Here is a 23,438-nt window from a genome sequence, read left to right as displayed (position 1 = left end):
TCCGCCGCGTCACCTCGGGTTCGGGAGGTGGAGGATCGGGAAGCTGCCCGTGGTGGTGGGGGCGTGTTCCGGGAGCCAGAGGACCGCTATCGCTCCGGGGGGTGTTTCCGGGGTGGGGGTGGGTTCTTGGGATGCGTTACGGAAGGTCAGGCGGGCGCCCAGGACGCGGGCCTGGCCCGCCGCGATGGTCAGGCCCAGGCCGTGGCCGTGGCCCGCGCGGTCGCTCGCGCCCGTGCGGAAGCGGCTCGGGCCCTCGCGCAGGAGCGCGTCGGGGAAGCCGGGGCCGTGGTCCCGTACCCGTACCACCCGGCCCTCGACCGTGACCTCCACCGGCGTCCCGCCGTGCTTCGCCGCGTTGGCCAGCAGATTGCCCAGGATGCGTTCCAGGCGGCGGGGATCGGTGTTCACCCAGGAGTCGTTCGTCACGTGCACGCTGATCGTCCGGTCCAGTGCGGTGACCCGCCGCTTCACGAACTCGCCCAGCTCGATCTCCTGGAGTTCCGCCCGCTCCGAGGCGCTGTCGAGCCTTGCTACTTCCAGGACGTCTTCCACCAGTGTTCGTAGCGCTTGTGCTCTGTCTCTCACCAGCTCCGTCGGGCGGCCCGGCGGCAGCAGTTCCGCCGCCGTCAGCAGACCCGTCACCGGGGTGCGCAGTTCGTGGGCGATGTCCGCCGTCACCCGGCGTTCCGCCTCGATCCGCTCGTTCAGGGCGTCGGTCAGCGCGTCCACCGCGCGCGCCAGTTCGTCGGTCTCGTCGCGTACGACCCCGCCGACCGCGTCCCCGACCCGTACGTCCGTGTTGCCCTGCGCGACCCGGCCCGCCGCGGCCGCCGCCCTGCGCAGCCTGCGCGACAGCTGGCCGCCGATCAGCACGCCCAGCGCGCAGCCGCCGAAGACCACCGACACCGAGCCGATGATCAGCGCCCGGTCCAGGTCCTTCATGATCGTCGTACTGCGGTCGGCGAACTTGTTGTGGAGGGAGAGCACCGTGCCGTTCCCCAGCGGGACGGCCGCCCAGACGTCAGGCACCCCCTCGCTGACGTCCTGCACGTACGTCGCCCGCCGCCCCTGCGCCATCTTCTCCCGCAGATCGTGCGGCAGCGCCGGATCGTTGACCTTCGTGCCGAACTTGGGCTCCTTGGTCGTGTCGTACATCCGCTGCGCGAACAGCAGCCGCTCCAGCTGCACCTCGCGCGCGTTGTCGAGCATCGAGACCTGCGCCGCGTTGTGCACCACCAGGCTCAGCGCCACCGCGACCAGCGCGCCGACCGCCGCGATCGCGATGCTGATCTTCCAGCGGACCCCGGTCCGCAGCGCCAGGCGCCTCATGAGCGGAGCCTCATGCCGTCCATACGCGGAGCCTCATGCCGTTCATACGCGGAGCCTCATGCCGTTCATACGCGTCATACGCGCGGCCTCATGCCTCATGCCTTGAGCTTGTAGCCGAAGCCGCGGACCGTGTCGATCCGGTCCTGCCCGATCTTGGTACGCAGCCGCTGGACGTGGACGTCCACCACCCGGGTGTCCCCGCCCCAGCCGTAGTCCCAGACCCGCTCCAGCAGCCGGTCGCGGGACAGGACCGTGCCCGGCGCGGTCGAGAACTCCAGCAGCAGCCGCATCTCCGTCGGGGTCAGCGCGACCGGCACCCCGCCCCTGCGTACCTCCATGCCCTCCGTGTCGATCTCCAGCTCGCCGAAGGTCAGCACCCCCCGCTCGTCGGGCCCCTCCCGCCCCGCCGGGTCCCCGGCCGCCCGGCCCGCGTGACCGAAGCGGCGCAGTACGGCCCTGATCCGGGCCACCAGCACCGCCCCGTCGAACGGCTTGGTGACGTAGTCGTCCGCGCCGGCCTCCAGGCCCAGCACCACGTCGATCGCGTCGGCGCGCGCCGACAGCATGATCACGGGCACGGTCGACTCGTCGCGGATACGGCGGCACAGGCTGACGCCGTCCAGGCCCGGGACCATCACGTCGAGCAGCGCGATGTCGGGGCGGTCGGCGCGGAACGCCTCAAGACCGGAGAGCCCGTCGGGCATCGCGGTCACCACGAAGCCGTCCCGCTCCAGCGCGAGCTGGGTGGCTTCGCGGATGACGTCGTCGTCCTCGACGAACAGCACATGGGTATCTGCCATCGGGCGGCTCTCTCTGCTCTCTGTCTGGGGGGGCAGCGGACTCAGTTCTGGCGCGGCACCGTCGGGTCCACGACGTCCGGCGCCTCCACCGCGCCGTCGCCGACCGCGCTGCTGTAGTTGTTGCGCACGCGGTAGCGCTCGGTGAACTTGGTGTCGCTCCAGCTGTACGTGACCACGTCCTCCCCGGAGGGATACGCCACCGGATCACCCTTCGCGTACACCTGCTGGGTGAGGACCAGCTCCCCCCGGTCGATGGTGGCATAGACGGCCGGTTCCTCGACGGCGAAGACGTTCTCGTACGTCTCGTCCTTCTCGCGGTACACGTACGTGCCGATGCCTACCGCGTCCCCGCAGGTCATCACGTTCACGACCACGTCGGGGACGGATCCGCCGGTCAGATTCCCGTACGAGGTGTCCACCGGGTAGGCGCCCTCGGAGCACGGTTTGAGGTCGGCCTTGATCCGCTTGCTGACCTCGGGGTCCTCGCGCAGCAGCGAGGCCGCGTCCACCGTCCTCACCGGCGGGACCGCCGAGGCGCGCGGCGTGGGCACCCCCCGCTCGACGGGCGCGGTCACGGCCGCGCCCTCGTCCCGCGTACCCGTACCACCGGTCGAACACCCGGCGGCCAGCAGGCACAGCACCGCCGCACCGGCCATGGCCGCCGCGAGCCGTCCCCCCGTGAGCCGTTCCCCCGTGAGTGGTCCCGCCGTCACCGGCCGGACCGGGCCCCTCAGGCCACGCACCGCTCCCGCCCCCGATCCTGGCGGCCGATGAGGCCGCCGCCGTGCTCCGCCCGTTCCAGCATGCGCGCCTCCGCCTCGTCGGCGGACCGGCTCTCCAGCTCCTCGCGGAGCCGGGCCAGCGCCCGGTGCAGCGTGCTCTTGACCGTACCGGCCGACATTCCCAGCGCCGCGGCCGTCTCTTCCGTACTCATCTGCTCCCAGTGTCGCAGCACCACCACACTGCGCTGCTTCGGAGCCAGGACGGAGAGGATGTCCATCAGCAGGGCGCGGTCGGCGCGCTGCTCGGTGCCGTCCTCGACGCTCGCGTCGGGCAGCTCCTCGGTGGGGACCTCTTCGAGCCGGCGCGCGCGCCACCACTCCGTACGGGTGTTGATCATGACGCGGCGCAGGTAGGCGTCGGCGAGGGACTTGTCGGCGATGCCGTCCCAGCGGCCGTACGTACGGGCCAGGGCGGTCTGGAGCAGGTCCTGGGCGTCCACCGGGTCGGGCACGAGCCGCCGGGCGCTGCGCAGCAGGGCCTCCTGCCGGGTCCGTACGTACTCCTCGAACCCCAGCACCTCTCCGAGCACTTCGCCCTGCGCCATGCCAACCGCCTCCGACCCCGTGACCGTTCCCGCGTTCTTCCTTGCGCCACCGAAATTACGGAGCGGTTGTCACGGGGCTGTGCGGGGCAGCCGTCGGCAAACGCACGGCTGTCCATCGGTTGTGTAACGGAAGGCGGGGCGGCCCCGTGGAGTTCCGCACTCCACGGGCCGCCCGCGGCTCAGCTCAGGGGCAGGCGGTACACCCCGTTCTCCATCGGCTCCACCAGGCCGTCCGCCACCAGCCCGTCCAGCGCGCGGGCCCGCTGCACCGGCTCCTCCCACACCGCGTCCAGCATGTCCTGCGGCACGGGCGTGAGCGCCTCGCGCAGGACGGCCAGCAGCTTGCCGCGCACCTGGCGGTCCGTGCCCGCGTACGTCTGCCCGCGCCGGGCCGGTCCTTCGTGCGCCGGCTTGCCCGCCAGCCGCCACGCGCACCGGTCCGCGATCGGGCACCGTACGCACTCCTCGCCCTTCGCCGTACAGACCAGCGCGCCCAACTCCATGGACGCGGCGGCCCACCGGGCGGCGGTCGGCTCGTCCGGGGGCAGCAGGGAGCGGGCCAGCTTGCGCTCGGCGGCCGTGGTCGCGTTCGGCGGGAACTGGACACCGGTCACCGCCCGCGCGAAGACCCGGCGCACGTTCGTGTCGAGGACGGCATGGCGCTGTCCGTACGCGAACGAGGCGACGGCCGCCGCCGTGTACTCGCCGATCCCGGGCAGCGAGATCAACTGGGCGTGCTCGCTGGGCACATCCCCGCCGTACCGCTCTGTTATCGCCTGCGCTGCCCCGTGCAGGCGCAGCGCGCGGCGGGGGTAGCCGAGCCGCCCCCACGCCCGGACCGCCTCGCCGGGCGGCTCCTTCGCCAGGTCGGCGGGGCGCGGCCAGCGCGCGAGCCACGCCTCGTAGACCGGGAGCACCCGGCTCACCGGGGTCTGCTGGAGCATGAACTCGCTGACCATCACCCCCCAGGCCCCCGCTTCCGGGCGGCGCCAGGGCAGATCGCGAGCGTGGGTGTCGAACCACTCGATGACAGGGGCGTGGAGGGCGGCGGCGGAGGCCGTGGCCGGGGCCGGCGGCGTCGCGGGGGTCTCGGGAGTCGGAGAGGTAGCAGTCATGGCACCTCCGATCCTGGCATGTTCCGACCTGCGGACGGCGCATCGGACGCGTGTGCGGCGGGGTGCCTTCGGCGCGCGGCGGGGTGTCTCCGGCACCTGACCGGCACCTGACCGGCCACCGTCAGGACGATCGCAGGCTGATGATCCGTAAAACTTGCGAAGACGGACGGCATGGGGGCGGGAGTTGGCGGAGATCTCTCGTACAGTTTGCGACGTGGGATCTTTGCGTAATCCGGTCGGGCCGCTCCCCTCTCCCATCTACTGGCGACGGAGGGCAGTAGCGGCGACGCTGATCGCGCTGCTCGCGTTGCTGGTCGTGTGGATCGTCACCTCCGGTGAGGACGGCGGCAAGAAGAACGACGACCGGTCGGACGGAGCCAACCCCGCCACGTCCATCACCCCGGGACCCTCGGGATCGGGGCCCGCCATCAGCGAACAGCCGGGCGGGCGCGACGAGTCGGGCGGCACGGGCGGGAGCGGTGGCGACGACGGTACGGACGCCGGCGCGGGGGACAGCGGCAAGAACGGCGACCCGGCGGGAGCGGGCGGCGCGGGTTCCGGCGGCGGCGCTGCCACGGGCGGTGCTGGTTCCGGCGGTGCCGGTTCCGGTGGTACGGCCGGAGCCGCGAACGGCGGTACGGGCGGCGCCGGTACGGCCACGGCGGGCACGGGCGGCACCGGGGGCGGCGGGAGCGTCAACTCCGGGCGGCAGGTGCCGGCCGGCTCCACCCTCCCCACCTGCGTCCGGGGCTCGCTGATCCTGCGCCTCGACGTCAGCAAGAACGCGTACGAGCCCGGCGAGAAGCCCGCGTTCCGGCTCATCGCCACCAACACGTCCCCCACCACCTGCAAGGCCGACTTCGGGCCGAGGGCCGTGGTGCTGAGCGTCACCGACGCCGAGGACGAGCAGCTCTGGTCCTCCAAGGACTGCCCGAAGACGGGCCGGGCGCTGTTCGAGATCCCGGCGGGCGCGACGATCACCCGGACCGTGGAGTGGGATCGGAAGAAGAGCGCCCCGAAGTGTGCGAAGGCGCCTGGCGGCGCTGTGGCTCCGGGGACGTATCTGGTGGAGATCACCACGGCGGGCGCGTCGGTGCAGCAGGGGCAGAAGTCCATCCGGCTGGAGAAGGACTGACCCTGGCGGGTGGCGCGGCCCGGCCTTCGGCCGGGTGTCCTCAAGCGCCGCACGGGCTGGATTACCGGACGGGCTGGATTAGACGTACCGCTCCAGGATGGACGACTCCGCCAGCCGTGACAGGCCCTCGCGGACGCTGCGCGCCCGCGCCTCGCCGACGCCGTCCACCGTCTGGAGGTCGTCCACGCTCGCCGCGAGCAGCTTCTGGAGTCCGCCGAAGTGCTCCACGAGCCGCTCGATGATCGTGCCCGGCAGCCTCGGCACCTTCGCCAGCAGCCGGTAACCCCGCGGCGAGACCGCGGAGTCGAGCGTCTCGGGCGAACCGCTGTACCCCAACGCCCGCGCCACCACGGCCAGTTCCAGCAGCTCGGCGTGGCTGGGCGAACCCAGCTCGGCGAGCGCCTCGTCCACCGTGCGGGACCGCTTCGCCGTCGGCTCCGGTACGTAGTCCCGTACCACCAGCTCACGCTCCGGCTCCACGCCCGCGATCAACTCGTCCAGCTGGAGCGAGAGAAGGCGGCCGTCGGTGCCCAGCTCGACCACGTACTCCGCGATCTCGGTGGCGATCCTCCGTACCATCTCCAGGCGTTGCGCGACCGCCGTCACGTCCCGGACCGTGACCAGGTCCTCGATCTCCAGCGCGGAGAGCGTGCCCGCCACCTCGTCCAGGCGGAGCTTGTAGCGCTCCAGGGTCGCCAGCGCCTGGTTCGCCCGCGACAGGATCGCCGCCGACTCCTCCAGGACCCGGCGCTCCCCGTCCACGTACAGCGCGATCAGCCGCATCGACTGCGACACCGAGACCACCGGGAACCCGCACTGCTTCGAGACGCGGTCGGCGGTCCTGTGCCGGGTGCCGGTCTCCTCGGTGGGGATGGAGGACTCCGGGACCAGCTGCACACCGGCCCGCAGGATCTTGGTGATGTCCTTGTCGAGGATGAGTGCGCCGTCGAGCTTGCACAGCTCACGCAGGCGGGTCGCGGTGAACTCCACGTCCAGCACGAACCCGCCCGTACACATCGACTCGACGGTCTTGTCCATGCCGAGGACGATCAGACCGCCGGTGTTGCCGCGCAGGATCCGCTCCAGGCCGTCACGCAGCGGCATCCCGGGCGCGACGGCGCTCAGGGAGGCGCGCATCAGCGCCTCGTTGCCGGAGCCCGCGCCGGACTTTCCGGGTGCTGATGCCCGGTCGTTGGCTGCCACTGCACTCCTCCGGCTCGTACGGATGGGCGAGACCAGGGCAAAGTCTACCGGCGAGCGTTGTTGTCCCGTGGGGCGTCCGCACGACCTCGGCGCGGCAGCACCCTCAGAGCATCCCCCATGTCGGCGACTTCCGTGACCTTCATACCGGCGGGAATCCGTCCGGGGTCGCTCGGCACGAGGGCTTCGGTGAAGCCCAGCCGGTACGCCTCGGCCAGCCGGCGCTGCACTCCGGTGACCCGTCTGACCTCGCCCGCGAGGCCCACCTCGCCGATCGCGACCAGGTTCTTCGGCAGGGGGGTGTCGCTGGCGGCGGAGGCCAGGGCGAGGGCGATCGCCAGGTCCGCGGCGGGCTCCGTGAGCTTCACGCCGCCGACCGTGGCGCAGTAGATGTCCCGCTTGCCGAGGGCCGTGATCCGGCCGCGCTGCTCCAGCACGGCGAGCATCATCGACACCCGGGACGTCTCCAGCCCCGACGTGGTCCGCCGGGGGGAGGGGATCTGCGAGTCGACGGTCAGGGCCTGCACCTCGGCGACCAGCGGGCGGCGGCCTTCGAGGGTGACCGTGAGGCACGTGCCGGGGACGGCCTCGGCGCGGCGGGTCAGGAAGAGCCCCGACGGGTCGGCGAGGCCGGTGATCCCCTCGTCGTGCAGCTCGAAGCAGCCGACCTCGTCCGTCGTGCCGTACCGGTTCTTGATCCCGCGCACCAGCCGCAGCCTGGCGTGCCGGTCGCCCTCGAAGGACAGCACGACATCCACGAGGTGTTCCAGCAGCCGGGGCCCGGCGATCGCGCCGTCCTTGGTGACGTGGCCCACCAGCATCGTGGACATGCCGCGCTCCTTGGACGCGCGGATGAGCGCGCCCGCGACCTCGCGGACCTGCGCCATCCCGCCCGGCGCCCCGTCGATCTCCGGCGACGCCACGGTCTGTACGGAGTCCACGATCAGCAGGGAGGGCTTGACCGCGTCGAGATGGCCGAGGACGGCGGAGAGGTCCGTCTCGGCGGCGAGGTAGAGGTGGTCGTCGATGGCCTTGATGCGGTCCGCGCGCAGCCGCACCTGGCTCGCGGACTCCTCGCCCGTCACATAGAGCGTGCGGTGCTCGGAACTGGCCGCCTTGGCCGCCACGTCCAGCAGGAGCGTGGACTTGCCGACGCCGGGCTCGCCCGCGATCAGCACGACGGCCCCGGGCACGAGCCCGCCGCCGAGGACCCGGTCGAACTCGTCCACCCCGGTCGAGCGCGCCGTGGCCGTACGCCCGTCGACCTGGCCGATGGGGAGCGCGGCGGTGGACACGCGGCCGGCCGCGGTGGTCCGTACCGCCGGCGCTCCGTACTCCTCGACCGTCCCCCACGCCTGGCATTCGGGGCAGCGCCCGAGCCATTTGACGGTCGTCCAGCCGCACTCGGTACAGCGGTAGGACGGCCTGTCCTTGGCGGATTTCGTGCGGGCGGTTGCCATGACGCTCACCGTATAGGGCACCACTGACAACCCGTCCGGCACGGGGTCCCGCCCCGATCCGGTGACTTCTGGCGGACGGGCGCCGAAATGCCGCTCCTGACCGGTCGGTCCGGGGAAAATCCAGGTGTAGGCCGGAGGAAATCCGGAGGGAAGAGTGACGAGCGGCCCGTCCCGGGCCGGAGGGTCGTGAGGGTGAACAGGACGCTGTTGTACGAGCGGTCGGCCACGGAGGCCGTCCGTCCGGGCTGTCTGACGGTGGCCACCTCCGCCGTGCATCCGGAGCGGGGGGCGGTGCGCTGTTCGGCCGCGCCGCTCGTCGCGGCCGACCTGGAGCGGCTCGGGCATTCCGCGTATCCGGCGCCGTTGACGTTGACGCCGACGCCGGGGGCCGGGCGTCCGGGGGACGGGGCGGGGAGCGCCGTCGTGTTCGCCGCTACGTACGTGGACGTCGACGGCACGGTGGCCGGGGTGGCCGTGGCGGGTCCCGCGGATCTGGGCGCGGACGTCCTCGGCGCCGCCGAGCGGTCCGTACGGGAGTGGGCGGCCCTCTTCCGTACGCGCCGGCTGCTGATCGCAGAGACGGCCGCCACCTGTTCCGGTAAGGAGGCGGCTTCCGGTACGGAGGAGGCTTCCGGTACGGAGGCGGCGGCGTCCTGCGCGGGGGCGGCGCGCACCCGGGAGACGGTGGCGGAGTTCCTGCGGCGGGGCGACACGGTGGTCCGGATCGGCTCGGGGGAGCCGGACAGGGGCGGCCCCGCGGGCCCGCGCGGGGGTGACGGCCCCGAGCGGCTCGTCGCGTTCGACAGCACCCGCGAGGTGGAGCGCCAGCTGACCCGGCTGCGGGCGGTCGCCGACCCGGAGAGCGTGTCCTTCGTAGTACGGCCCTGCACCCCGGTCGACGACGTCGTGCCGGCCGTCAGGGCGCTGCGCGAGGCCTTCCCCCGGCTGCGCGGACAGCATCCGGACCAGTGGTGCTACCGGTCCGCGGACCGCAGGGACGCCCTGCGGGCCCTGTCCGCGGCGAGTGACGTGGTCCTGCTGCTCGACCGGCCCGACCCGGTCCTCCTGGCGGGTCTGCCGGGCCCGGCGGCCGTCCGTCCTGTCGCGGCCGTACGGGACATCCGGCGCGAGTGGCTCGCGGGCCGCGCCACCGTCGGGGTCGTCGCGGGGCCCGGTGCGTCCGCCGGTCTGCTGGCCGAGGTCACCGAGGCGCTGTCGGGTCTCGGGCCGTACAGCGTGGTGCGCCAGGAGGCCCACCGCCGGGTCGTGGGCCGGGGGTCCGGGCATCTGCCCCAGCAGGGCGGGCGCTCGGCCGTGTGGCGGTGACGCCTCATCGGAATGGCGGTGACGCCTCAACGGCGTGGCGGTGACGCCTCAACGGCGTTGCAGTGACGCCGCCCGCTGGATGAGGGCCTGGGCGGTGGGCTGGCGCCGGTGCACCCGGGTCAGCGATCTCATCGTGGTGAGCGCCGTGTCGGCGCGGGCGGAGGACACCGCCGGATATCCGTCGAGGAAGCTGTGCCAGGTCGCGCACGCGGCCTCCAGATGGCCGCGGGCGAAGTGCAGTTCGGCAAGAGCCGCGCAGGTGATGACCCGCGAGCGCGGTTCGGTGTCGGGGCGCCGGTCGAGGGAGGCCTGGAGGGCGGAGACGGCCCGGGTCCCGTCGCCGAGATGGGCGGCGACCGTCGCGTGCTGATGGGCGAGGGACGCGCTGTGATAGGCGCCTACGGCCGGTTCGTTCCGGTCGGCGTTCTCCAACTCCCGCGCCGCCTCATCCAGTCGGCGGGTCGATGCGGGTCCCCCGCCGGTCGCCGCCTCGGCCACGGCCAGCTGCCCGAGTATGCCCGCGCGGACCTGCGCGGGGGTACGGGCCGTCACCCGGCGGTGCGCCTCCTCGGCCAGGTCCAGGGCGCGCCGGTGGTGTTTGAGGGTGTGGGCCTGGATGCTCAGCGCGCGCAGGGCGAGGGCCTGGGCCGTGGGATCACCGGCCGCCTCGGCCAGCTCCAGGCTGGTGCGGTAATAGCGCTGGGCCGGTCCGTGCAGCTCGTCGTCGAAGTGCATGAAGGCGCACAGATAGCTCAACGTGGCGCCGGAGCAAAGGAGTTGACGCCGCAGCGGTGAGGGGCCCGGGGCACGGAGCAGGGGCGCCACACTCTGGCTCAGATACGCGGCCAGCGCGGCCCTGGCGAAGCCTCCGCCGTGCGTACGGTCGGCCGTCGAGAAGACGTCGATCATGGCGGCGACGGCGGCGGTGGCGGCGGGGGTCAGGCGATGCGGGGCGGGCTGCGGCGAGGGGTGTGGGGCGGGGAGCGAGGGCGGGGCGGCGGGGTACCGGTCGGCGGGGGAGGGGCGCGGATCGTGTTCGTACACCAGCGCGGCCGCCGCCCGGTCGCGCTGGGCGACCCGACGCCCCAGATCCACCAACTGCCTTGCGGGGGTGGGTTTTTCGACCGGCGATCCGGTCTCCGCGGCCACCGGATCCGCTGCGGGCGTGGTCGCCCCCGGCAGCACGTCGGCCACCGTGATCCGCCGGCCGAGCCGGCGGGAGAATGCCTCCGCGAGCAGTTCGGGGGCCGGGGGTCTGGGGCGGATCCCGGCCGCCCACTGGGAGACCGAGGCCCGCTGGTAGCGGAGGGTCAGGCCGGACTCGGCGCCGAGGCGATTGACGGCACGCGCCAATTCCTCACCGGTCCAGCCTGTTTCGGCCAGGAGGTCCTTGAACAATCCGTTCGGCGGACGCCGTGACGTCATGGGAAACCTTTCGGACTCATCTTTCGGCGCTTTTCGACACTCAAGGAAACGCGCACGTGACCACGATATGAATTTACTGGCCTGTAACCGATTCGAACGGCGGCCTTATTGTGGAATGTGCCGGGTGCGTGCGCCTCGTTGTCCTCCGCGGCCCTCACATGTGACACGTTCGACAGGGAACAGGCCGGTGTCCGATATCCACAACCGGGTTTTCGGACAGCCGCCCTCCGGTGTCCGATTCGCGTCTCATGGCCCCTGTGGTCTGCGAGGGGACCGAGTGCCGCTCTGTCCCACGTGTCTCTTGAATCGACTGTGGATCACTGGCGGATCACTGGTGGGTCATGGGTGGACCGCCGGTGGAGCGTTGCGTTCCGTGCTCTTTTGACAGTGGTGAACATTTAACAGGTCAGGCCTCCGGAAAATTCTTGGGCGCAGGGCACGTACTCCACTCTGGAGGAAGATCGCCGATCGGCCAGCCCGTTCACCGGGGCGCCGAGCGCATGTTTCTCTTTCCTTCCGACAGGAGGCACTGGGCAATGCCCGCCTCATCTTCCGGCACCGTTCCGCGTGCCACTCTCCATCTCTTTCCCGGCCAGGGCGATTTCGCTCTCACTCCTCTGGTGAAAGGACTGCGGGCCCATTTACCTCTGCGCGACGCGGTCGCCGGGGTGTTCGAGGAGGTCGACCGGGTCGCCGTCGAGCACGGGCTCGCCCCGCTGGGCCCGCGCCTGGTCTCCGACGCTCCGCCCAGCGGGCGCGACCTGGCCGAAGGGCCGCCGGGGACCGCCCAGTTGGCGCTGTTCGGGGCCTCTCTGTCCGTGCACCGGGCGCTGTGCGCGGCCGGGCGGGTCCCCGAACGGCTGCTGGCCGTCAGCTTCGGCGAGATCCCCGCCCTGGTCGCCGCCGGCTGCTTCACCGTGCCCGACGGCGCCCGGATCGCCCTGCGGCTGGGGCAGTTGCTGCACGACTGCCCCGGAGGACTGACACTGCTCGGCGCGGGCGAGGAATCCGCCCACGCGCTCGTGCGGACGGCCGGTGTCGCCCTCGGCCCCTCCCGGGACCGGGTGGTCGTGGCCTGTGTCAACGACTCCCACGAGACCGTGCTCGCCGGCCCGCTGCCCGCCCTCGGACTCGTGGAGAAACTCGCCCATGAGCGCGGGCTCCCGTCCACCCGGCTGCGCCTGCCGTTCCTCTCCCACCACCCGTCGCTCGGCCGCACGGCGACCGCGTTCGCCGCCTTCGTCGGGACCCTGCCCGCCCGGCCGCCCCTGCTGCCCGTCCACTCGGCCGTCGCCCAGGGCGTCCACGGCCCCGGCACCGATCTCGCGGCCGCGCTGGCGCACTGCCTGACCCGACCCGCCCGGCTGCCCGAGACCCTGCGCCGCGCGGCCCCCGGCCCCGCCCTGCTGCTGGAGGCGGGGACGGGCGGCGCGCTGACCCGTAACGCCCGGCACATCGTGCCCGGCGCCCTGGCCCGGGCGCCCCTGGCCGACCCCGGCTTCGGCTGGTCGCCGCACCCCGTACCCGTACCCCACCCCGGAGCCGTCGGATGAACCCGCCCGTCACCGCGCCCACCTCGGCAACCGCCCCCATCACCGCCCCCTTCGCCGCCTCCGAAGCGGCGCTCGCCGAACTCGCCCGGATCACCGGCACCTCCTGCCCGCCCGGCCTGCGCGAGCGGATCGTGGCCGCGCTCGCCGGCAGCCCCGCCCCGCTCCCCGCCGAGGCCGGACTCCCCGGCGACCACGCCGTCCACCTGCGGCTGCGCCGCCTCGCCGAGTCCCTGCCCGGCATTCAGGAGGTCTTCTCCGACACCGAGCTGCTGGCCGAGGTCAGCGCCTGTGCCGCCGCCGCCGACCCCAGCCTCTACATGGCGGTGCTCTCGCACTACATCCTGTGCGCCGGGTCCGTCCTCACCCTCTCCGGCGGCGACCGGCCCGCGCCCGCCCTGGCGCGGCTCGAAGGGGCGCGCGCCCGGGGCGTGTTCATGGTCACCGAGATCGGCGACGCCAGCAGCCACCTCGCGATCCGCACCACCGCGACCTTCGACCGGGAGCGGCGGGAGTTCGTCCTGCACACCCCCGACGCCCGCGCCGCGAAGTTCTCCGCCGTCGCCGTGCTCGGCCTCCCGCAGACGGCGGTCGTCTGCGCGCGGGTCCTCTCCGGCGGCCGGGACGCGGGGGTGTTCTCGTTCGCCGTCGAACTGAGCGACGACGACGGCGTGACCGTGCCCGGCGTCCACATCTCCGGCCCGCTCTCCGCGCACGCGCTGCCCCTCGCGTACGCCGTGGTCCGCTTCGACCAGGTCAGGGTCCCGTACGACAACTGGCTGCGGGACAGCGCCGATCTCGACGCGGACGGCGTCCCGCACGACCCGCTCGGCACCCCCGACGCCCGGCTCCGGCGGACCCTGTCCGTCGGGCAGGCGCTCTGGGCGACCCTGCCGTCCGCGATGGCGGCGATGGCCCGCGGCGCCGCCGTGACGACCCTGCGCCACTCGGCCCACCGGCGCTCCCACGGCAGGTTCGCCCCCGGCGCGCCGGTGCTCACGTACCGCACCCAGCAGCACGCCGTGCTCGGTGCCCTGGCGGAGGCCTTCGCGCTGAGCTGTACGGCGGGCACGGCCCGCGACACGTGGAGCGCGGCCCACCGGCCCCCCGAGGGAACGGCGGCGCTCCCGGGCCAGGTGCGCGCCGGCGCGAAGATGACCTTCGCGCCCTGGTCGGCCGTCGACCGTCCGCTGGCGGCCTACAAGGCGTTCACCGTACGGGAGACCGCCCGGCTCGCCGCCTCCTGCCAGCACCGCAGCGGACTCGCCGGGTTCCTGGACGTCAACCGGCTCCAGTCCTGGCAGGGCTTCGCCCACGCCTTCGACAGCGCGGGCGGCGACAGCACGCTGATCATGCTCGACACCGGCCGTGCCCTGGCCACCGACGACGTACCGCCCGAGCCGGAGCCCGGCACCCCGCACCACGCCCTCTCCCCGGCCGACCCCGCCTGGTGGCCGGCGGTCACCCGCGCCCTGCAACGCCGGCTCACGGCCGACCTGCGCGGCGCCCTGCGGGCCCGTACCGAACAGGGCCTGGAGGGGCTGGAGTTGTGGAACCCCCTGCTCAGCCGGGCGCAACAGCTGGGGGAGGTGTACGCGCACCGGCTCGCGGCCGAGAACCTCACCGCCGCCGTGAACGGCGCCGGGGAGCCCGGGGTGAAACAGGCACTGCCGTTGCTCGCCGCGCTGTACGGACTGCTCCAGGCACACCGCCTGTCCGGCGTCCTCCAGTCCACGGGGGTCCTGGACGCCCCGACCGTCACCGCGCTGCCCGCCCTCATGGACGACCGGTGCGACGAACTGACCCCGCACCTCCCGCTGTTGGCGCGGGGCATGGCCCTGCCCGACGGGCTCGCGCCCGCGCCGCTGGGCGCCGACGAGTACGCGGCGGCGCTGGTCGAGGGGCTGGACGGGGGCGCGTACGGGACCGACTCGTACAGGACCGACTCGTACAGCACCGATCCGTGCGGGACCGAGTCTCACGCGACGGACTCGTACGGGACCGATCCGCATGCGAGCCACCACACCGACACCCGACGAGGCAGGGCCACATGAGGGCGCGTACCGATCCCTCCATCGGCGTCCTCGGCATGGGCGCCCACCTCCCCGCCCGGCAGCGGGACAACGAGGAGATCGCCCGGTCCGCCGGGGTCACCCCGCAGTGGATCGCCGAGCGCACCGGCGTCCGCACCCGCCACGTCGCCGCCCCCGACGAGGCGGCCTCCGACCTCGCGGCGGCGGCCGTCCGCGCCGCCGCCGACGCGGCCGGCCTCGGGACCGACGAGATCGGCCTCCTCGTCTCCGCCACCTCCACCCCCGACGAACTGGGCCCCTCGACCGCCTGCCGGGTCCAGGCCCTCACCGGCGCCCACCACGCGGTCGCCCTCGACGTCAGCGCCGCCTGCTCCGGCTGGCTGTTCGCCGCCAAGGTCGCCCACGACTGGCTGCGCGGCGACTCCCGGGCGCGGTACGCGGCGGTCGTCGGTGTCGAGACGTACTCCAAGTTCCTCGATCTCACCGACCGGGGTACGGCGGTCCTCTTCGCCGACGGCGCCGCCGCGGCCATCCTCGGACCGGTCGAACAGGGCCGTGGATTCCGGGAGTTCCGCCTCGGCTCCGACGGCCGCGGCGCCCACCACGTCCTCATCCCCGCCGGTGGCAGCCGCAGGCCGGCCACCGCCGCGACGCTCGACAGCGGCGCCCACTTCATCCACATGGACGGCCGGGCCGTCCGCGACTTCATCGTGGACGTCTTCCCCCGGCTGGTCGAGGAGACGTTGAAACGCAACGACCTCGTCCTGGACGACATCGACACGTTTGTCGTCCACCAGCCCAATCCCGTGCTGCTGCGACGCCTCGGCGCCGAGATGGGCATCCGGCCCGAACGCCTGGTGATCGTCGGCGACCAGGTGGGCAACATCGGCGCCGCCTCGGCACCGTACGCCCTGGCGACCGCCGCCGCGCACGGACTCGTACCGGACGGCGGCCGGGTCCTGATCACCGTCTTCGGCGCGGGCCTCACCTGGGGCAGCGCCCTCCTGGACTGGACCGGCGCCCCCGGCGCCGGGATCCCCGCCGCACCCTCTCCCCCTCCCACGGACCGTCGAAGGAGCCATCAGTGACCACCAGCGCGAGCGGTACGAGCACCAGCCGCGTCGGCAGCACCGTCCTGTCCACCTTCCGCGTCGACGGCGCCCGCGCGCTGGTCACCGGCGCCTCCCGGGGCATCGGCCGGGCCGTCGCCCAGGCCCTCGCGGAGGCGGGCGCCGACGTCGCCCTCTCCGCCCGTACCGGCGACGCCCTCAAGGAGACCGCCACCCTCGTCCAGGAGCAGGGGCGGACGGCCGTGCTCGTGCCCGGCGACCTCGCCGACACCGCCCAGGCCGTCCACGTCGTGGACCGGGCGGCGCGGGCGCTCGGCGGCCTCGACATCGTCGTCCACAACGCGGGCATCCTGCCCATGGAGGCCGACGGGTCGCCGGTCGTCCTGCCCCTCCAGGAGTCCTTCCAGCGGGACTGGGACAGCGTGCTGCACGTCAACCTCGGTGCCACGGCCGCCATTTGCCGGGCCGCGTACCCGTACCTCGTGGAATCCCCCCGGGCCAGTCTGGTGCTGATGTCGTCCGTGGCCGGGGTGGTCGGGGCGCCGCGCATGGAGGCGTACGCGGCCTCGAAGGCGGCGCAGATCTCGCTCGTACGGAGTCTGGCGACGGGCTGGGCGCACCAGGGGGTCCGGGTCAACGCGCTCTGCCCCGGCTGGACCCGTACGGACATGACGGCGTTCGCGTACGGCAGCGGGCCGCTCTCCGACTGGCTGATGGGGCATGTGCCGCTGGGGCGGTGGGCCGAGGTGGCGGACGTGGCGGCGGCCACGCTCTACCTGGCCTCGCCGGCGTCCGCGTATCTGACCGGCCACGCGCTGGTGCTGGACGGCGGGATGTCCGTACCGGACGGCGGTCTGGCGGGGAACCCCAAGCCGCCCTCCCCGTTCGTGGCTCCGGTGCCTTCGCCCGCCCCGGCCGACGAGCCGCTGCCGTTCCCGGATCCCACGCGGTGAACGTGTCCCCGGTCTCCGCCGTTTCCGCCGTGTCCCCCGTCTCCGCCTCCACCGCCGTCGTCTGCGGCATCGGCTCCTGCCTCCCGCCGCGCTCGCTCACCAACGAAGAGATCGTGGCCCGGGGGGAGTTGGCGACCACCGACGCGTGGATACGCTCCCGCACCGGCATCGCCCGCCGCCGCCACGCGGCCCCCGGCGTCAGCACCGGCGATCTGGCCCTCGCCGCCGGGGAGGCGGCCATGCGGTCCGCGCCCGGCATCCGGCCCGATCTGGTGCTGATCGCGACCACCACCCCGGACCGGCCGTGCCCCGCCACCGCCCCCGACGTCGCCCACCGGCTGGGCCTCGGCCCCGTACCGGCCTTCGACCTCGCGGCTGTCTGCTCCGGCTTCCTGTACGCCCTGACCACGGCCAACGCCCTGATCGCCCACGGCACGTGCCGCTATCCGCTGGTCATCGGCGCCGAGAAGTACTCGGCCATCGTCGATCCGCAGGACCGCGACACCGCCCCGATCTTCGGCGACGGCGCCGGGGCGTTCCTGCTGCGGGCGGGGGACCGGGACGAGCCCGGCGCCCTCGTCGCCGCCGACCTCGGCGCGGACGGCTCGGGCAGCGACCTGATCGCCGTCGCCGGGGGCGGCTCGCGGCTGCCCGGCACGGCTCAACTCGACCGTGACGAGCGGTACTTCCGGATGCGGGGGCGTCAGGTGTACGCGCAGGCCGTGACGCACATGACGCGCTCCGCGCAGACCGCGCTCGGCCGGGCCGGCTGGCCCGCCCCGAGCGTCGAGGCGTTCATCGGCCACCAGGCCAACCAGCGCATCCTCGACTCAGTGGCCGAACGGCTCGGAGTCGCCGCCCACCACCGCTTCGGCAACATCGCGGACGTCGGCAACACCGCCGCCGCGTCCATCCCGCTGGCGCTCGCCGACACGGCGGCCCGGCGGCTCGTCAGGCCCGGCGCGCGGGCGTTGCTCACCACCTTCGGGGGCGGGCTGACCTGGGGGGCGATCGCGCTCACCTGGCCGTCCGTCCTGCCGTTCTCCACCGACCCGACACCCCGTCCCCTTTCTCTTTCCGACACAGACCGGAGTCATCCGTCATGGAAACTGTCAGCCAGTACCTCGTGACCCTGCTCGTGGACAAGTTCGACGTCGACCCCGATGCCGTCAAGCCCGGATCGACCCTCGCCGAGCTGGAGTTGGACTCCCTGGCGGTGGTGGAGCTGCTCGTCACGGTGCAGGAGCGGTGGGGCGTCGAACTGGACGACGGCGACGCGGCCGCTGAGCTGTCGATCGACCACCTCGCGCGCCTGGTCGCGGACCAACTGCCCGAGGGCGGCGGCCCGGTCGACGCCGCCGCCGACACCGGAACCGCGCGGTGACCGGTCGCGCGAGGGCCGACCGTACGGAACCTCTCGCCGTCACCGGCATCGGCCTCGTCACCCCCGCGGGCATCGGCACGCGGGCGACCTGGGACCGGGTCTGCGCCGGCGTGCCGACCGCCGCCACGGACCCCGAACTGGCCGGCCTCCCCGTCCCGTTCTCCTGCCGCGTCCCGGGCTTCGACCCCCGCATCCATGTCGGCGTACGGCAGGCGTGGCGGCTCGACCGCTGTACGCAGTTCGGCATCACGGCGGCCAGGGAGGCGGTCGCGGACGCCGGGCTCGACCCCGCGTCCTGGGACGGCGCCCGGGTCGCGGTGGTCATGGGGTCGGCGGCCGGCGGAGTCACGACGTACGAGAGCCAGCACACCAGACTGCTCCGTACCGGCCCGCGTTCGGTCTCGCCGCTCACCCTCCCGGCGTTCCTGCCGAACATGGCGGCCGGGCAGACGGCCATCGCGCTCGACGCGCGGGGTCCCGTCCTGCACACCGCCACCGCCTGCGCGTCCGGGGCCACCGCGCTGATCGTCGCCGCGATGCTCCTGCGCGAGGGGGCCTGCGACATCGCCGTCGCGGGCGGGACCGACGCCATGGTCACGCCGCTGTGCGTGACGGCCTTCGCCCAGATGGGCGCGTTGTCCGGGCGCGCGGGGAATCCGGCCGCCGCTTCACGGCCGTTCGACGCGGACCGGGACGGATTTGTCATCGCGGAGGGCGCGGGGGTGCTGGTGCTGGAACGTACGGCGGACGCCGCCACCCGGCGTGCGCCGGTGCACGCGCTCTTCGCGGGGTACGGCTCCACCACCGACGCGCACGACCCGGTCGCCCCGCATCCGGAGGGGCGCGGACTGCACGAGGCGCTGGTACGGGCCCTGGCGACGGCGGGAGCCGGTCCGGAGGAGGTGGACCACATCAACGCCCACGGCACGAGCACCCCGCTCAACGACGCGCGGGAGGCAAGCGTGTTGCGCCGGCTCTTCGGCGCGCGCCCGCCGACGGTCACCTCCACGAAAGGGGTCACCGGGCATCCCATGGGCGCGGCGGGCTCCATCGAGGCCGCGCTCACCGCGCTGACGGTCTCCCACCAACTGGCCCCGCCCACGGCCAACTTCCGGCGTCCCGACAGCGGAACGGGCGAGCTGGACCTCGTCACCGGCGAGGCGTACAAACATCCGCTCGGGCTCGCGCTCAGCACGTCGGCCGGGTTCGGGGGCCACAACACCGTCCTTGCCTTCCGCCCGCCGGAATGAGGGACAGCTGTCCCCTTTTGAGGGATACCGTCACTCGTTAGGATTAAGTGGGCTCAAGGAGTGAGATGGGCGCGGGCGGCTCTGTCTAACGTCACCGGGTGACCAGCAGCAGTCCGGAAACCTCCCCGCACACCACCGGCGCACATCGCGCGCCCCGCCGCGCCCCCCGCCCCCTGGAGCGGCGGCCGCCCGTACGGTACGAGCCCTATCTGGACGGCCTGTTCACCTACTGCCTCTCCGTGCTCTGCGACCACGACGCGGCGACCGAGGCGCTAGGGGACGTCCTCGCCCTCTCCGAACGACAGTTCGGCCGCTCGCCGTCCGACGCGGGGGAGCGCAAGGCGTGGCTGTATGCGCTGGCCCGCTGGGCGTGTCTGCGCAAACTCACCGAACAGCGCCGGGGGGCGCATGCGCCTGCCGGCGCCCCGGGCGCGGGGTCGGCCCCGCCGGTCACCGACCAGGCGACGGGCGGACCGCCCGGCCGGAACCAGAGCCACGGCTCGGGCTGGTCCCACCGGACCGGCCGGGGCGGGCCAGGCGCGGCGGCCACGGCGGGTGGGCCGAACGCGGCGGCCGGCCCGGACGCGGCGGCCGGCCCGGACGCGGCGGCTTGGGGGGATCGGTCGGGTGCGGGGGGCGCGGTCGGCGGTCCGGATGCCGCAGCCGGGCCGACGGCCACGAGGGTCGGGCAGAACGCGGTCCGCGGCCCGGACGCGACGGCGTGGGCGGACCGTTCAGGTACGGCGGACGGGCCCGGCAGTCCCGATGCCGCATCCGGGCGGGGCCGGTCCGGTGGGGCGGACGGGTCCGGCAGGGCGGACGGGGCGGACCGGGCCGGTGTGGCCGGCGGCCCCGGTGGGGTGGACAGGACGGGCTCGGCGGGCAGGCGCGACGCGTCGGCCCGAGTGGACCGGTCGGATGCGTCTTACGGCGTGGCCGGGCCGGACGCGGCGGACGCCTCTGGCGGGGCGGGCTGGTCCGGTGGTCCGGACCGGCCGGGTACCGCCGCAGACGGGACCGGCGGGATCGGCACGGCGGGTCGGTGGCGCGCGTCGGGACGAAGGGACTCTCCGGGCGGGTGGGCCGCGGCGGGGCGCGTGGGCGCCGACCCGGCGAATGGCCCAGGCCCCGCCCCCAGCCCGTCCTCCACCTCCTCCACCTCCTCCACCTCCTCCACTTCCTTCACTTCCTTCACTTCCTCCACCTCCTCCACCACCGATCCCGTCGCCTCCGCCGCGACCGAGGAGCGTCGGCGTCACGAACTCGCCCAGCTGGCCTGGCCCGAGGCCGCCGGTACGACGCCCGAGCAGCGCGAGATCCTGGAGTTGGCCGTACGCCACCAGCTCGGCCCGCACGAGGTGGCCGCCGTCCTGTCGATGGAGCTGACGGCGGCGCGCGAGCTGCTCGCCTCCGCCGCGTGCGAGGTGGAGCGCACCCGCGCCGCCCTCGCGGTCGTCGAGACCGGCGGCTGCCCCTCGGTGGCCCGGCTCACCGGCGACAATCACGTCCTCCTCTCCGCCACGCTCCGGCGCGAACTCGTCCGGCACGTGGACGACTGCCCGCGCTGCCGCCGGGTCGCCGAGCGCGCGGAGGCGTCGGCGCCGTGGCCCGGTTCCCGTACGACGCCCTCGGTCCGTACCCGTACCTCACCGGCCGTCCTCCCGCTCATCGAGGCGCCGAGGGCCGCCGCGTACACCGCGATGATCCGCGCCCCGCGCGGCCGCGCGACCTCCCCGCGCTTCGGCCGCAACGGCTTCCCGATGGACCCCAAGGACCGCGCGGCCCGCCGCGACCGGCTGCGGGCCCGTGCCGTGACCACCACCGTCGTGGCGACGGTCGTCGCCGCGCCCGTGTTCGCGCTCTGGGCGGCGTACCGGAGCGGGCCGCAGGCGGAGGAGGGCCGGGGGCCCTCGGTCAGCGCGCGGGACAGGGACGGGGCGCCGGGTGAGGACCGTGCGTACGAGCGTTACGAGAACGCGGGCAACGCGGAGGTCCGGGCCGGGGACGGCTTCCTGGTGGGCGGTGCGGGTGGGGCGGGCGGCCCGGGGGGTGGCCGTACGCCGGACGTGTCCGTCGAGGTGATCAGCGACGGTCCGCCCCCGCGTCCGGCCCGGCCCGGGCAACCGGCTCCCGGCCGGCTCTCGGTCGAGGCGCGGTCGTCGGGCGGCACGACGACGCTCACGCTCCGGGCCTACGGGGGCGCCGCGGTGACGTGGTCGGCCGGTACGAGTGCGCGGTGGATCCGGCTCAGCGAGAGTTCGGGAACGCTGGTGCCTGGCGGCGTGGTGACGGTGCGGGTGTGGGTCGACCGGCGGTACGAGCCGGGTGGGGTCTGGACGGCTCGGATTCTGCTGCATCCCTCGGGCGCGGTCGTGAGGCTGGACGGTTACGGTCGTACGGCGCCGCCCCCCACGCGGCCGAGCCGACCGACGGCCCCCGGTCCCGGTCCCGGATCCGGACCCGGACCCTCGGATCCGGACCCCACCGTCTCGTCCGATCCCGGCCCAGGCCCCTCCGTCCCGACGGATCCACCGTCCCCGACCCCGACGCCCCCACCACCGAGTCCGTCCCCCACGGATGAGCCACCGTCCCCTTCCGCGCCAAGCTGACCGCGTTGCGGTTCGTGTTGTCCTCAATCGCCGGACGGGCTTGGTTGTGCCCGCTGCGGGCCGGGGCTTTGTCCGCGGGTTGTTGCCGGGGGCCGGGCAGGGGTCGTGTCCTGCACTGCATGTTTTACGTCGCGTTCGGGGACTTCGGACATTCACGGTAGTCACGCGACACAAAACACGCTTTACGTTCCGGACACGACCCCTGCCCGTCCCCCTTTCACGCCCGCGTCAAGACAAACCCCGGCCCGCCCCGGCGTTGGAGGGCACGGGGGCACCATCCAGCCTGTCCGGCGTTTGAGGACATCGGTAAGCCGCGCTCGCCCACCGGGCGCCAGGTGCTCCCCGCAGCGGGGGGTCGTTGAGCTCACCCTCGGCGTGAGGGGGGTGGGGTCGGAGGAGGTGCGTGTGTCCGGACGTAAAGCGTGTTTTGTGGCGCATGACTACCGGTGAACCAAACAAGTCCCTGAGGCGCCGTAAAACATGCAGTCCGGACATACGTACCTCCGCAGGCCCCGCCCCCCGTCACCACGACAAACCCAGCCCGTCCGGCGATTGAGGACAATCAGTAAGCGCAACGGACACCGGGCCGAGGCTACGACCCCGGATCCGCCGGATGCGGAGCCAAAAGCGGCAACTCGCTCGCCAGACGACGCTCGCACAGCGCGACCAGCGCCTCATACCCCCCCACCCCCATCAGCTCCGTCAGCTCCGGCGCGTACGTACGAAAGACCGGCTCCCCCGCCCCATGCGCAGACGTCGCCGACGTACACCACCAGTGCAGGTCGTGGCCCCCAGAACCCCACCCCCGCCGGTCGTACTCCCCGATCGACACCTGGAGCACCTTCGTGTCGTCGGGCCGCTCGATCCAGTCGTACGTACGCCTCACCGGCAACTGCCAGCACACGTCCGGCTTCGTCTCCAGGGGCTCGCGGCCCTCGGACAGCGCCAGGATGTGGAGCGAGCAGCCCGCGCCGCCCGCGAAACCGGGGCGGTTCTGGAAGATGCAGGAGCCGTTCCAGCGGCGCGTCTGGCGTTCGCCGTCCTCGTCGGTCTGGGTCCAGCCGCCGCCCGCCGTGCCCTCCTCGTGGAACTGCCACTGCTCCGGCGTCAGCCGCGCCACATGCCCCGCGACCCGCTTCTCGTCGTCCTTGTCGGAGAAGTGCGCGCCCAGCGTGCAGCACCCGTCGTCCGCGCGGCCCGCCTGGATGCCCTGGCAGCCGCTGCCGAAGATGCACGACCACCGCGAGGTGAGCCAGGTCAGGTCGCAGCGGAAGACCTGGTCCTCGTCCGCCGGGTCCGGGAACTCCACCCACGCGCGGGCGAAGTCGATGCCCTTCTCGTCGGGGACACCCCGCGCGCCCGCCAGGTCCTTGTGCGCCTCCAGTTGCTGATACTTCGTGTCGGGGTGCGTCCGCGCGCTCTCAGCGGAAACGGTGTCCTGGACCTTGACCGCGGCTTTGCCCGGCTTCGCC

Annotated in this window: 19 protein-coding genes; 10 read left to right on the top strand and 9 right to left on the bottom strand. The window is 73.6% G+C overall.

Annotated features, from left to right (window positions below; all coding sequences use genetic code 11):
• Nucleotides 1-9: 9 nt before the first annotated feature.
• The 5 genes from cseC to OG349_RS15560 all read right to left on the bottom strand — a co-directional run bounded on the left by cseC (nt 10) and on the right by OG349_RS15560 (nt 4,571).
• Nucleotides 10-1,329, bottom strand: a complete 1,320-nt coding sequence (gene cseC / locus OG349_RS15580) for a two-component system sensor histidine kinase CseC (protein WP_327235176.1) — start codon at nt 1,327-1,329, stop codon at nt 10-12.
• Between the two features lie 95 nt (nt 1,330-1,424).
• Complete coding sequence (gene cseB / locus OG349_RS15575) at nt 1,425-2,129, bottom strand: two-component system response regulator CseB (protein WP_327235175.1); 705 nt, start codon at nt 2,127-2,129, stop codon at nt 1,425-1,427.
• A gap of 41 nt (nt 2,130-2,170) precedes the next feature.
• Nucleotides 2,171-2,842 carry a hypothetical protein gene (locus tag OG349_RS15570; RefSeq protein ID WP_442806257.1) on the bottom strand — a complete coding sequence of 224 codons (672 nt, stop codon included), beginning with the start codon at nt 2,840-2,842 and terminating at the stop codon, nt 2,171-2,173.
• Between the two features lie 17 nt (nt 2,843-2,859).
• On the bottom strand, nt 2,860-3,456 hold the full coding sequence (locus OG349_RS15565) for a SigE family RNA polymerase sigma factor (protein ID WP_327235174.1): 597 nt from the start codon (nt 3,454-3,456) through the stop codon (nt 2,860-2,862).
• A gap of 179 nt (nt 3,457-3,635) precedes the next feature.
• Nucleotides 3,636-4,571 (bottom strand): A/G-specific adenine glycosylase, encoded by a 936-nt coding sequence (locus OG349_RS15560; RefSeq protein WP_327235173.1) that lies wholly within the window; start codon nt 4,569-4,571, stop codon nt 3,636-3,638.
• A 214-nt stretch (nt 4,572-4,785) separates the two neighbouring features.
• Between OG349_RS15560 and OG349_RS15555 the strand changes: the two genes are divergently transcribed.
• Nucleotides 4,786-5,706 carry a hypothetical protein gene (locus OG349_RS15555; protein ID WP_327235172.1) on the top strand — a complete coding sequence of 307 codons (921 nt, stop codon included), beginning with the start codon at nt 4,786-4,788 and terminating at the stop codon, nt 5,704-5,706.
• Between the two features lie 78 nt (nt 5,707-5,784).
• On the opposite strand, the gene disA is transcribed toward OG349_RS15555, so the two are convergent.
• Entirely contained in the window at nt 5,785-6,909 is a 1,125-nt protein-coding gene (gene disA, locus OG349_RS15550) for a DNA integrity scanning diadenylate cyclase DisA (protein WP_161307535.1), read from the bottom strand.
• A gap of 44 nt (nt 6,910-6,953) precedes the next feature.
• On the bottom strand, nt 6,954-8,366 hold the full coding sequence (gene radA / locus OG349_RS15545; RefSeq protein ID WP_327235171.1) for a DNA repair protein RadA: 1,413 nt from the start codon (nt 8,364-8,366) through the stop codon (nt 6,954-6,956).
• A 192-nt stretch (nt 8,367-8,558) separates the two neighbouring features.
• On the opposite strand from radA, the gene OG349_RS15540 reads away from it, so the two are divergent.
• A complete protein-coding gene (locus tag OG349_RS15540) occupies nt 8,559-9,692 on the top strand; it encodes a hypothetical protein (protein ID WP_327235170.1) in 1,134 nt (377 codons plus the stop codon).
• A 48-nt stretch (nt 9,693-9,740) separates the two neighbouring features.
• Here OG349_RS15540 and OG349_RS15535 read toward each other — a convergent pair whose 3' ends face one another.
• Nucleotides 9,741-11,117 carry a hypothetical protein gene (locus tag OG349_RS15535; RefSeq protein ID WP_327235169.1) on the bottom strand — a complete coding sequence of 459 codons (1,377 nt, stop codon included), beginning with the start codon at nt 11,115-11,117 and terminating at the stop codon, nt 9,741-9,743.
• Between the two features lie 620 nt (nt 11,118-11,737).
• On the opposite strand from OG349_RS15535, the gene OG349_RS15530 reads away from it, so the two are divergent.
• From OG349_RS15530 to OG349_RS15495, 8 genes are all read left to right on the top strand, one after another.
• Entirely contained in the window at nt 11,738-12,670 is a 933-nt protein-coding gene (locus OG349_RS15530) for an acyltransferase domain-containing protein (RefSeq protein WP_327235168.1), read from the top strand.
• Complete coding sequence (locus OG349_RS15525; protein WP_327235167.1) at nt 12,667-14,721, top strand: acyl-CoA dehydrogenase family protein; 2,055 nt, start codon at nt 12,667-12,669, stop codon at nt 14,719-14,721. Before OG349_RS15530 ends, OG349_RS15525 begins: the two co-directional genes overlap by 4 nt.
• Nucleotides 14,718-15,788, top strand: coding sequence for a 3-oxoacyl-ACP synthase III family protein (locus OG349_RS15520; protein ID WP_327235166.1), 1,071 nt, complete (start codon nt 14,718-14,720; stop codon nt 15,786-15,788). The genes OG349_RS15525 and OG349_RS15520 overlap by 4 nt, the downstream gene beginning before the upstream one ends.
• On the top strand, nt 15,785-16,723 hold the full coding sequence (locus OG349_RS15515) for an SDR family NAD(P)-dependent oxidoreductase (RefSeq protein ID WP_327235165.1): 939 nt from the start codon (nt 15,785-15,787) through the stop codon (nt 16,721-16,723). Before OG349_RS15520 ends, OG349_RS15515 begins: the two co-directional genes overlap by 4 nt.
• Nucleotides 16,720-17,853, top strand: coding sequence for a beta-ketoacyl-ACP synthase III (locus OG349_RS15510; protein WP_327235164.1), 1,134 nt, complete (start codon nt 16,720-16,722; stop codon nt 17,851-17,853). The genes OG349_RS15515 and OG349_RS15510 overlap by 4 nt, the downstream gene beginning before the upstream one ends.
• Nucleotides 17,826-18,107, top strand: coding sequence for an acyl carrier protein (locus OG349_RS15505; protein ID WP_327235163.1), 282 nt, complete (start codon nt 17,826-17,828; stop codon nt 18,105-18,107). Before OG349_RS15510 ends, OG349_RS15505 begins: the two co-directional genes overlap by 28 nt.
• Nucleotides 18,104-19,357 carry a beta-ketoacyl-[acyl-carrier-protein] synthase family protein gene (locus tag OG349_RS15500; RefSeq protein ID WP_327235162.1) on the top strand — a complete coding sequence of 418 codons (1,254 nt, stop codon included), beginning with the start codon at nt 18,104-18,106 and terminating at the stop codon, nt 19,355-19,357. The genes OG349_RS15505 and OG349_RS15500 overlap by 4 nt, the downstream gene beginning before the upstream one ends.
• Before the next feature lie 98 nt (nt 19,358-19,455).
• A complete protein-coding gene (locus OG349_RS15495) occupies nt 19,456-21,966 on the top strand; it encodes a BACON domain-containing protein (protein WP_327235161.1) in 2,511 nt (836 codons plus the stop codon).
• A gap of 592 nt (nt 21,967-22,558) precedes the next feature.
• Here the strand turns inward: OG349_RS15495 and OG349_RS15490 are convergent.
• Nucleotides 22,559-23,350 carry a hypothetical protein gene (locus tag OG349_RS15490; protein ID WP_442806388.1) on the bottom strand — a complete coding sequence of 264 codons (792 nt, stop codon included), beginning with the start codon at nt 23,348-23,350 and terminating at the stop codon, nt 22,559-22,561.
• Nucleotides 23,351-23,438: the final 88 nt, after the last annotated feature.

Source organism: Streptomyces sp. NBC_01317 (assembly GCF_035961655.1).
Taxonomy (GTDB): Bacteria; Actinomycetota; Actinomycetes; order Streptomycetales; family Streptomycetaceae; genus Streptomyces.
Note: the sequence above shows the minus strand (reverse complement) of the source record. Positions and strands in the feature narration are given on the sequence as shown.

Excerpts from the sequence above, each read along its gene's own strand:
- cseC (WP_327235176.1), bottom strand. The coding sequence starts at position 1,329 with ATGAGGCGCCTGGCGCTGCGGACCGGGGTCCGCTGGAAGATCAGCATC.
- cseB (WP_327235175.1), bottom strand. The coding sequence starts at position 2,129 with ATGGCAGATACCCATGTGCTGTTCGTCGAGGACGACGACGTCATCCGC.
- OG349_RS15565 (WP_327235174.1), bottom strand. The coding sequence starts at position 3,456 with ATGGCGCAGGGCGAAGTGCTCGGAGAGGTGCTGGGGTTCGAGGAGTAC.
- OG349_RS15560 (WP_327235173.1), bottom strand. The coding sequence starts at position 4,571 with ATGACTGCTACCTCTCCGACTCCCGAGACCCCCGCGACGCCGCCGGCC.
- radA (WP_327235171.1), bottom strand. The coding sequence starts at position 8,366 with ATGGCAACCGCCCGCACGAAATCCGCCAAGGACAGGCCGTCCTACCGC.
- OG349_RS15535 (WP_327235169.1), bottom strand. The coding sequence starts at position 11,117 with ATGACGTCACGGCGTCCGCCGAACGGATTGTTCAAGGACCTCCTGGCC.
- OG349_RS15525 (WP_327235167.1), top strand. The coding sequence starts at position 12,667 with ATGAACCCGCCCGTCACCGCGCCCACCTCGGCAACCGCCCCCATCACC.
- OG349_RS15520 (WP_327235166.1), top strand. The coding sequence starts at position 14,718 with ATGAGGGCGCGTACCGATCCCTCCATCGGCGTCCTCGGCATGGGCGCC.
- OG349_RS15505 (WP_327235163.1), top strand. The coding sequence starts at position 17,826 with ATGGAAACTGTCAGCCAGTACCTCGTGACCCTGCTCGTGGACAAGTTC.